Below are 513 nucleotides of genomic sequence, written 5' to 3'. Positions count from 1 at the left end.
CTTCTTCGTCGCTGCGGATCGCGCTCGGCGGGATCAGGATGTGACGCACATCTACTTCGGCGGGCGCCTGCGTCTCGCTACGACGCTTGTCCAGCAGCTTGAGCATGATGGAGCCCTGCTGCGTACGCACCGGCTGGGTCACTTCGCCGACCGACAGCCCGCGGACTTCTGTGTCGAACGGTGGCGGCAGCTGGGCGGCCTTGCGCCAACCCATGTCGCCACCTTCCAGCGCGTTCTCGCTGCCCGAGCGGGACACGGCCAGGCGGGCGAAGTCCGCGCCCTGCTGTAGCTGTTGATAGGTGTCCATGGCCGTGCGCTCGGCAGCCTGGATGGTGGCCGAGTCGGCACCTTCCGGCACGGCGATGAGGATATTGGCCAGGTGGTATTCCTCGGACAATTGCAGCTTGCCGAGGTCGGAGGCCAGGAAGTTCTGCACTTCCTGGTTGGACACCTGAATGCGTTCCGCCACTCGACGCTGACGCACGCGGCTGATGACCATCTCGCGACGGATCT

At 65.3% G+C, this 513-nt stretch carries 1 protein-coding gene; it reads right to left on the bottom strand.

The annotated features are described in order from the left end of the window. Window positions 1-499: peptidylprolyl isomerase (locus CXQ94_RS24165; RefSeq protein WP_219817134.1), on the bottom strand; the 499-nt coding region annotated here is incomplete at its 3' end. Between the last annotated feature and the right edge of the window lie 14 nt (window positions 500-513).

Source organism: Arthrobacter sp. GMC3 (assembly GCF_002929305.1).
Classification (GTDB): domain Bacteria; phylum Actinomycetota; class Actinomycetes; order Actinomycetales; family Micrococcaceae; genus Specibacter.
Note: the sequence above shows the minus strand (reverse complement) of the source record. Positions and strands in the feature narration are given on the sequence as shown.